Origin of the sequence: Dialister sp. (assembly GCF_036343215.1) — a bacterium.
Classification (GTDB): Bacteria; Bacillota; Negativicutes; order Veillonellales; family Dialisteraceae; genus Dialister.
In genome coordinates this window covers 1-1,440 of record NZ_JAZASU010000203.1, presented here as the reverse complement: position 1 = coordinate 1,440, position 1,440 = coordinate 1, and the positions used below count along the sequence as shown (strand labels likewise).

General features: G+C 47.2%; 2 protein-coding genes. Both read right to left on the bottom strand.

The window, feature by feature from the left end; all coding sequences use genetic code 11:
• A partial coding sequence (locus VZT47_RS10390; RefSeq protein ID WP_330224889.1) for an Rpn family recombination-promoting nuclease/putative transposase occupies positions 1-323 on the bottom strand: 323 nt, incomplete at its 3' end.
• A gap of 730 nt (positions 324-1,053) precedes the next feature.
• A partial coding sequence (locus VZT47_RS10385; protein ID WP_330224888.1) for a 3D domain-containing protein occupies positions 1,054-1,440 on the bottom strand: 387 nt, incomplete at its 5' end.

The window sequence follows — 1,440 nt, the reverse complement described above, 5'->3', positions numbered from 1 at the left end:
TCGATCATATTCAGATCGATCATTCCCTGATAATAGCGCATCCTTTTCGGTAGATCTTCTGCCACAGTAGTCTGCATCTCGATGTCGTATACCGTAGATTCATCGTCCTCCATATACACATCGAATCGGACACCCTTGCCGTCTGCTGTTATTTCAATGGCCTTCTGGCGGTCGATGGACACGATCCTCCCGATCTTCCGTGAAAGAATGAGTTCAGTCAGTTCCCTGCACAGATCCGGATCATTCTGCAGAATCTTGCAAAACATGAAATCATCTGTAAAGTTCAGTTCCTCGTACCGTTTTGTTTTTCCGTTTTCGCTCATGGCGCCTCCTTTTCTTATTCTACAGGGAGGCGGTCTGATAATCATACGTGAAAAATCCACAGCTTTTCTGCCTGCATCCCTGCATATTATTTCGGCAGGGATGCTGTCTTTCGTTATGAGGAACGTCACCTGTTCCGTTACTGTGACTTCTTCACAGCTTCTGGTACATAAAGGCTGACTAATCTATTTACATATTAACAGGAAATTCCGTTAGGCTCAACCTTCACCCTGGGCAATCGCACCTGTCTTTTCAGGCAGTATCCCTGTCACTTCGATTTCGGCAAAATATCATATTTTCTGACACATGTCCACGGATTTTTATAAATTCCATAATATCCTACCATTTATCCTTTAAATTCCGTAAAATCTTACCATCATTCGAGGCAGAGCCAATTCGCTCTCGATCTTTTCACTCCTACTCCCCGGAACAAATTTCATAAAACTCCTATCGATTATTAAGGGTGGAGACCACTGTCCTTTAGGCAGTGGGAGGATCCCACGCGGGTTGCACCAGGATATGGCGTCCGGTGGCGGGGGAAAATTTCACTGCCTCTGCCAAGGTTCTTGTGAAATCAGGTGGGCAGTGCAAAAAGGAAAATCTATGTAAACTACTGCCCAGGCAGTTGAAAACAAAAATCAGCTTATACGCAAAAAATCCAGCCTCTTCGGCTGGATTTTTATCAGGGCTCAATCATCCCTGCTAAGCATAATTAATTGTGTTACCAGAGGCTTATTCTCTTATAAGATACACATCCGCACTTCCCATACCAAACTGCAGAGCTTCCGAATGGGAATCCATGAAAATGTCCACATGTCCGTACGGTGTTCCGCGGTCCTCAACGGTATAAACTGTGCCGTTGATCAAAAGCTTCGTGCCAAAATCGATGCCTCCCATCGCAACCGTGTGGTTGGATGTCGGCATGACGCCGCTGGCAGTCGCATTTCCCGCTGTGCCGCAGCACCTTGCGCAGTTGCAATATGCGGTCAGTGTGAAGTTTCCGAGGTACTCAGCCGAAGCAAGCATTTCTTCCTCTTTGGCTTTCTCCTCTGCCGCTTTCGCTTCCGCGGCATCCGCCAGAGCCGCCTCAGCTTCTGCCTGAGCTGCCTCCGCGATTTC